Source organism: Aeromicrobium sp. CnD17-E (genome assembly GCF_024124745.1).
Taxonomy (GTDB): Bacteria; Actinomycetota; Actinomycetes; order Propionibacteriales; family Nocardioidaceae; genus Aeromicrobium.
On the sequence record NZ_JAMXRU010000038.1, the window covers coordinates 21,081 to 27,452 of the forward strand.

Below are 6,372 nucleotides of genomic sequence, written 5' to 3' on the forward strand. Positions count from 1 at the left end.
AGGAGGTGCGGACATGAGGTGGAGGGTGCGGGCGACGTTCCCGGACAGGCCGGGGCTGCTCGGTCGGGTGGCGCAGGCCTGCGGCGACGCGGACGTGAACATCGTCGCGATGCAGGTGTTCTCGACCCGGCCGACGGTGACCGACGAGTTCGTCGTCGAGGGCGACGACGGCTGGACCGAGCTGGCGCTCGCGGGGCTGTTCACCGAGGCGGGTGGCTCCGAGGTGTCGGTGACGCGCGCCGACGGCGACGCGCACCTCGACGCGCCGACGCGCTACCTCGACGCCGTCCACGAGGTGCTGGAGGGAGGCCGCGACGTCGAGGAGGTGCTGGGTGAGCTGCTCGCCATCGCCCCGCCCGACGTCGCCGACTACGCCGGGCACGACGTGCTCGACCTGCGACGGCGCAACGGCACGACGCTCAGGGTCAGCCGCGCGGTGCCCTTCACGGCGGTCGAGCGCGCGCGGGCGCAAGCCCTGCTGTCGCTCGTCAGCGACGCGGGCGTCGACGTCCCGCTCATCGCGCCGTCGCCGCGTCACCCGGTCCCGCTGGTGCGGGTGGCCGGGCTCGCCGACATCGAGGCCGTGTCGGCCCTGCACGAGAGGTGCAGCGTCGACACCCTCTACACGCGCTACCAGGTCCCCCTGCGGATGCCGATGACGACCCGCATGGCGCGCCGCCTCGTGACGCCGGAGCACGGGATCGCCCTGGTCGTGCAGGTCGGCCTCGACCTCGTGGGCCACGGTGTCCTCGAGAGGGGCGTGCTGGAGGGCCGTCCCGACGACCACGTCTTCCAGCTGCTCGTCGAGGACGCGTGGCAGGGTCGCGGCTTCGGCACCCTGCTCGTCAAGCAGGCCGCCCGGCACGCGAAGTCCGACGGCGCCGAGCGACTGACGTTCGTCTCCGCGGGCTCCAACGACACCCTGCTCCGGGCCGTCGGGGCCGCTGGGTTCGTCGCCCGCGTCGAGCGTCACGACGCCGCCGTGCACGTGACCGTCCCCCTCGCCGGGGTGCGGGCGGCCGAGACCGCCTGAGGTCCGGCCCGCCGAGGCAGGCCGCCCGTCAGCTCCCCGTGACCCAGGCGTGGCCGGCGTCGGTGGCGACGAGCCGGTCGCCGGCCGCGACGTGGCGCAGGTCGTCGGTCTCGACCACCTGGAAGTGCGGCGACCCGAGGTCGAGCAGGATGGCTGCGGCGCCCTCGGAGAGGGCGGCCACGGCGGCCGCCTGCCCCCACACGGGCACCGGACGAGCCTGCGGGTTCCAGCGCGCCATCGCGTCGAGGCTGGTGAAGGTGAGCAGCGCCTGGCGTCCGTCGCGACCGGTCATGAGCACCGCCGCCATGTCGGCGTCCTTGTCGCCCGACACGAGCGCCTCCGGCCCGGCGGCGCGGCTCGCCTCCCCGAGGGTCGCCACGATCGGGACGAAGACCCGCACCTGGCCGAGCAGCGAGAGGACCGCCGTGGTGTCGCCGAGCACCGCACCGAGGCGAGGGTCGAGCCGGCCGTCGTCGTCGGGGAACGCCGGCTCGGCGAGCGAACGGCCCGTCACGGGACGCGCCGCACGAGGTCGTCGACGGCGTCCCGCACCCGACCGTGACCGCTGGAACCCTGCAGCGCGAACAGCATGAGCCGATCGTCGTCGACGGTCACCAGCGTCGGCCACGGTGCGCCCTCGCCGAACGCGAAGCCTCGGACCCGCGACCACGGCACGTGGTGGGTGCGGAAGCCGTTGACGACCTCGAGCTCGTCGTCGCCCACCGTCACCCGGCTGCGTCCGATGCCGTGCAGGATCACGAGGAACACGGCGATCGAGCCGTACAGCGTGAGCGCCTGCGACAGCGTCACCTGCGCGCGGATGTCCTGCGGCAGGGCCAGGGTCACGGCCACGCTCATCGCCACGAGCGCCACGCACGACCCGTACGCGACGTACCGGGTGCCGCCCGGGCGGTAGGTCGTCCTCACACCCGGCACGCGAGGATGTCCGTGACGAGGATGCCGCGGGCGCCGAGGCCGTACAGGCTGTCCATGATCTTCTGGGCGGCGTCGCGCGGCACCATCGAGCGCACGGCGACCCACCCCTCGCGATGAAGTGGTGACACCGTCGGCGACTCGATGCCCGGGGTCAGCTCGACGGCGCGCTCCACGTGCTCGACGCGGATGTCGTAGTCCATCATCACGTACGTGCGCGCGACGAGGACGCTGTCGAGGCGACGCTTGAACACCTCGTAGCCGGCGGGCTGCTCGGCCCCGGCACGGGTGATCAGCACGGCCTCCGACGACAGGATCGGGTCGCCGAACACGGCGAGGTCGGCCTGGCGCAGGGTGCTGCCCGTCTCGACGACGTCGGCGATGGCGTCGGCGACGCCGAGCCGGATCGACGACTCGACCGCTCCGTCCAGGCGCACGACCGAGGCGCTCACGCCGCGTCCGCGCAGGTAGTCCTGGACGATCACGGGGTAGGACGTGGCGATGCGCTTGCCCTCGAGCTCGTCGATGGTCCGCATCGTGCCCGTGGGGGCGGCGAAGCGGAAGGTCGACCGGCCGAAGCCGAGCCCGACCTGCTCCGCCGCCGAGGCGGCGGAGTCGAGCAGCAGGTCGCGGCCGGTGATGCCGACGTCGAGCGTCCCCTCCCCCACGTACACGGCGATGTCGCGCGGGCGGAGGTAGAAGAACTCGACGTCGTTCTCGGCGTCGACGAGGACGAGGTCCTTCGCGTTGCGCCGCTGCCGGTACCCGGCCTCGGCGAGGATCTGGCTGGCGGCCTCGGACAGGGCGCCCTTGTTGGGCACGGCCACTCTCAGCATGGTGGGGTCCTTCTGACGATGGGGTGCGGGCCCGGCAGTCGGCTGCCGTCGACGACAGCGGCGCGGCCCAGGAGGTCAGGCTCCGCTGTCGTCACAGATGCGCGTAGACGTCGTCGAGCGTGATGCCGGCGGCGATCATCATCACCTGCGCGTGGTACAGCAGCTGGCTGAGCTCCTCGGCGGTCCGCTCGCGGCCCTCGTGCTCGGCGGCCATCCACGACTCGGCGGCCTCCTCGACGAGCTTCTTGCCGATGGCGTGCACGCCGGCGTCGAGCTCGGCCACGGTGCGCGAGCCCTCGGGCCGGGCCTGCGCCTTGGCGGCGAGCTCGGCGAACAGGTCCTCGAAGGTCTTCATGGTGACCTCAGTCTAGGGACGCGAGACCGCGGAGGGTCGCCCAGGTCGACAGAGCGGCCTCGGCGGCCTCCCGCCCCTTGTCCTCGGCGCTTCCCTCGAGACCGGCACGGTCGAGCGCCTGCTCCTCGGTGTCGCACGTCAGCAGCCCGAACCCCACGGGCACGCCGGTGTCGAGCGCGACCCGCGCGAGGCCGTCGGTGGCCGCGGCCGACACGTACTCGAAGTGCGGCGTCCCGCCACGGATGATGACGCCCAGCGCGACCACGGCGTCGAAGCCGGCTACCGCGCAGCCCTGCGACACGAGGGGCAGCTCGAAGGACCCGGCCGCACGCAGCAGCGTCACGTCGGTGACGCCGGCGTCGGCGAGGGCGCGCTGGGCGCCCGCGACCAGACCGTCCATGACCTGGTCGTGCCAGCTCGACGCGACGATCGCGACGCGCGCGCCCGCGGCCTCGACCTTCAGGGTGGGTGCTCCGTGTCCGCTCATGACTCGTCCTCCGTGGTGTCGCCGAGGCCGAGGTCGGGCAGGTCGTGGCCCATGCGCTCGGCCTTCGTGCGCAGGTACTGGATGTTCTCGGGCGTCGGCTCGATCTGGATCGGCACCCGCTCGGCGACCTTGACGCCGTAGGCCTCGAGCTGCGTGGCCTTGTCGGGGTTGTTGGTCAGCAGCCGCACCGAGCGCAGGCCGAGGTCGCGCAGCATCTGCGCCCCCGCGGCGTAGTCGCGCTCGTCCTCGCCGAAGCCGAGTGCGAGGTTGGCGTCGACCGTGTCGCTGCCGGCGTCCTGCAGCGCGTACGCCTGCAGCTTGTGCAGCAGGCCGATCCCCCGGCCCTCGTGCCCGCGCAGGTAGACGACGACACCGGCGCCCTCGGCCTTGATCTTGGCCATCGACGCCTGCAGCTGCGGACCGCAGTCGCAGCGTCGCGAGCCGAAGACGTCACCGGTCAGGCACTCCGAGTGCAGCCGCACCAGCACCCCCTGGCCGTCGGCGGAGGCCGCGTCGACGTCGCCGTGCACGAGCGCGACGTGCTCCGCACCGTCGATGCGGTCGCGGTATCCGAGCGCCCGGAACGCGCCGAACTCGGTCGGCAGCGAGGTCTCCGCGAGCCGCTCGACCTGCGACTCGTGCAGGCGCAGGTGCACCTGCAGGTCCTCGATCGAGACGAGGGCGAGGTCGTGCTCGTCGGCGAACGCCCGCAGCGCGGGGGCGCGCATCAGCTCGCCGTCGTCGTGCACCACCTCGCCGATGACGCCGACCGGCGTGAGGCCCGCCAGGCGGGTGAGGTCGACGGCAGCCTCCGTGTGCCCGGCACGGGCCAGCACGCCGCCGTCCTTCGCGCGCAGCGGCAGCACGTGACCCGGCATGACGAGCTCGAAGGACTCGGTCGCCGAGTCCGCCAGGACCCGGACGGTCCGTGCCCGGTCGGCGGCCGAGATGCCGGTCGTGATGCCGTCGCGCGCGTCGACGGAGATCGTGTAGGCCGTGCGCATGAGCTCGCGGTTGTGCGGCGTCATGAGCGGGATGCCGAGCCGGTCCAGGACCGCGCCCGGCGCCGGCGCGCACACGTAGCCGCTGGAGTGCCGGATGAGGAAGCCCATCAGCTCCGGTGTCGCCTTGCTCGCGGCGAAGATGATGTCGCCCTCGTTCTCGCGGCCCGGGTCGTCGACCACGACGACGGCCTTGCCGTCGCGGATGTCGGCGATCGCGCGCTCGATGCTGTCGAGCCGGACGGTGTCGCCGTCGGCGTCGGCGTAGGTGCTCATGCGGGGTTCTCCTTCGGGAGGCGGGCGGCGAGCAGCCGCTCCACGTACTTGGCGAGGACGTCGACCTCGAGGTTCACCCGGTCGCCGGGGGCGAGGGTGCCGAGGGTCGTGTCCGCGAGGGTGGTGGGGATGAGGGACACCGAGAACCAGGGAGCGGGGTCCTGGGGATCGGTGACCTCGACGACCGTGAGCGAGACGCCCTGGACCGTGATCGAGCCCTTGGGCACGAGGTAGCGCGCGAGGTCGGCGGGCAGCGAGAAGCGCAGCACCTCCCAGTGCTCGCTCGGGGTGCGGTCGATCAGCGCGCCCGTGCCGTCGACGTGCCCCTGCACGACGTGGCCGCCCATGCGACCGCCCGCCGCCATCGCGCGCTCGAGGTTGACCTCGGCCCCGGGCGCGAGGTCGCCGAGCGACGTCTTGTCGAGCGACTCGGCCATGACGTCGGCGCTGAAGACGTCGCCGTCCTGCGCCGCCAGGTCCGTGACGGTCAGGCAGCAGCCGTTGACCGAGATCGACGCTCCATGGGTCGCGTCGCTCGTGACGAGCGGTCCGCGCACGGAGAGCCGTACCGCGTCGTCGAGCGTCTCGACCGCGGTCACGACGCCCTTCTCCTCCACGAGTCCGGTGAACATCAGGGCATCTCCTCCCGCGGGGCACGCCCGGGCGTGCCGATGATGCGGATGTCGGGTCCGATCCGCGCGACGTCGTCGAGGTCGATCGGCCGCAGGTCGGCGAGCGTCGCGGCCTCGCCCTCCAGCGCGGCCCGTCCCGAGCCCAGCATCGCCGGGGCGATGTAGCCGATGACGCGGTCGACCAGCCCGGCGTTCCAGAAGCCGCCGGCCAGCCGGGGGCCGCCCTCCAGCCACACGTGGTGCACGCCGTTCTCGACCATCTTCGCGAGCACCTCCTGCGGCTCGCGGGTCTGCACCAGCAGCGTCGGCGCGACCCGGTCGAAGACGCGGTAGTAGAAGGGGATGCGCGACTCCCCCACCACCACGCGCAGCGGCTGCTGCGCGTACGGCAGGGGCAGGTCGTCGGCGTCGCGCACCGTCAGGCGTGGGTCGTCGGCCAGCACCGCGCCGGTGCCGGCCATGATCGCGTCGGCCTCCGCCCGGAAGCGCTGGACGTCACGACGGGCCTCGGCCGACGTGATCCACTTGCTCGAGCCGTCCGGTGCCGCGCTGAGACCGTCCATCGTGGCCGCGTACTTCCAGGTCACGAACGGACGTCCGTGCGTGACGGCGAAGGTCCACTCGACGTTGAGCGCGGCGGCCTCCTCCTCCAGGACCCCGCCCTCGACGTCGACACCGGCCGCGCGCAGCCGCTCGGCGCCGCCCGCGGCCTCCGGGTTCGGGTCGGACTGGCCGTGCACCACGCGAGCGACCCCTGCCGCGAGCAGCGCGTCGACGCAGGGGCCGGTGCGACCGGTGTGGGCGCAGGGCTCCAGGGTG

9 protein-coding genes are annotated in these 6,372 nt (G+C 73.2%); 1 reads left to right on the forward strand and 8 read right to left on the reverse strand.

Annotation, left to right across the window (positions count from 1 at the left end; genetic code table 11):
* Positions 1 to 13: 13 nt before the first annotated feature.
* Positions 14 to 1,033: a GNAT family N-acetyltransferase gene (locus NH339_RS09270; protein WP_253024666.1), complete on the forward strand. Its 1,020-nt coding sequence runs from the start codon at positions 14 to 16 to the stop codon at positions 1,031 to 1,033.
* A 28-nt stretch (positions 1,034 to 1,061) separates the two neighbouring features.
* Here NH339_RS09270 and NH339_RS09275 read toward each other — a convergent pair whose 3' ends face one another.
* From NH339_RS09275 to ribD, 8 genes are all read right to left on the reverse strand, one after another.
* A complete protein-coding gene (locus NH339_RS09275) occupies positions 1,062 to 1,547 on the reverse strand; it encodes an SseB family protein (protein ID WP_253024668.1) in 486 nt (161 codons plus the stop codon).
* A complete protein-coding gene (locus NH339_RS09280) occupies positions 1,544 to 1,960 on the reverse strand; it encodes a PH domain-containing protein (protein WP_253024670.1) in 417 nt (138 codons plus the stop codon). Before NH339_RS09280 ends, NH339_RS09275 begins: the two co-directional genes overlap by 4 nt.
* Positions 1,957 to 2,802: an ATP phosphoribosyltransferase gene (gene hisG, locus NH339_RS09285; RefSeq protein ID WP_253024672.1), complete on the reverse strand. Its 846-nt coding sequence runs from the start codon at positions 2,800 to 2,802 to the stop codon at positions 1,957 to 1,959. Before hisG ends, NH339_RS09280 begins: the two co-directional genes overlap by 4 nt.
* A 91-nt stretch (positions 2,803 to 2,893) precedes the next feature.
* A complete protein-coding gene (locus NH339_RS09290; RefSeq protein ID WP_067857173.1) occupies positions 2,894 to 3,157 on the reverse strand; it encodes a phosphoribosyl-ATP diphosphatase in 264 nt (87 codons plus the stop codon).
* A 7-nt stretch (positions 3,158 to 3,164) separates the two neighbouring features.
* The gene (ribH, locus tag NH339_RS09295) at positions 3,165 to 3,644 is read right to left on the reverse strand and encodes a 6,7-dimethyl-8-ribityllumazine synthase (RefSeq protein WP_253024674.1); all 480 of its coding nucleotides are present in this window, start codon (positions 3,642 to 3,644) and stop codon (positions 3,165 to 3,167) included.
* Positions 3,641 to 4,921 (reverse strand): bifunctional 3,4-dihydroxy-2-butanone-4-phosphate synthase/GTP cyclohydrolase II, encoded by a 1,281-nt coding sequence (locus tag NH339_RS09300; protein WP_253024676.1) that lies wholly within the window; start codon positions 4,919 to 4,921, stop codon positions 3,641 to 3,643. Before NH339_RS09300 ends, ribH begins: the two co-directional genes overlap by 4 nt.
* Entirely contained in the window at positions 4,918 to 5,553 is a 636-nt protein-coding gene (locus NH339_RS09305) for a riboflavin synthase (protein ID WP_253024678.1), read from the reverse strand. Before NH339_RS09305 ends, NH339_RS09300 begins: the two co-directional genes overlap by 4 nt.
* A partial coding sequence (gene ribD / locus NH339_RS09310; protein WP_253024690.1) for a bifunctional diaminohydroxyphosphoribosylaminopyrimidine deaminase/5-amino-6-(5-phosphoribosylamino)uracil reductase RibD occupies positions 5,553 to 6,372 on the reverse strand: 820 nt, incomplete at its 5' end. The genes ribD and NH339_RS09305, both read right to left, overlap by 1 nt.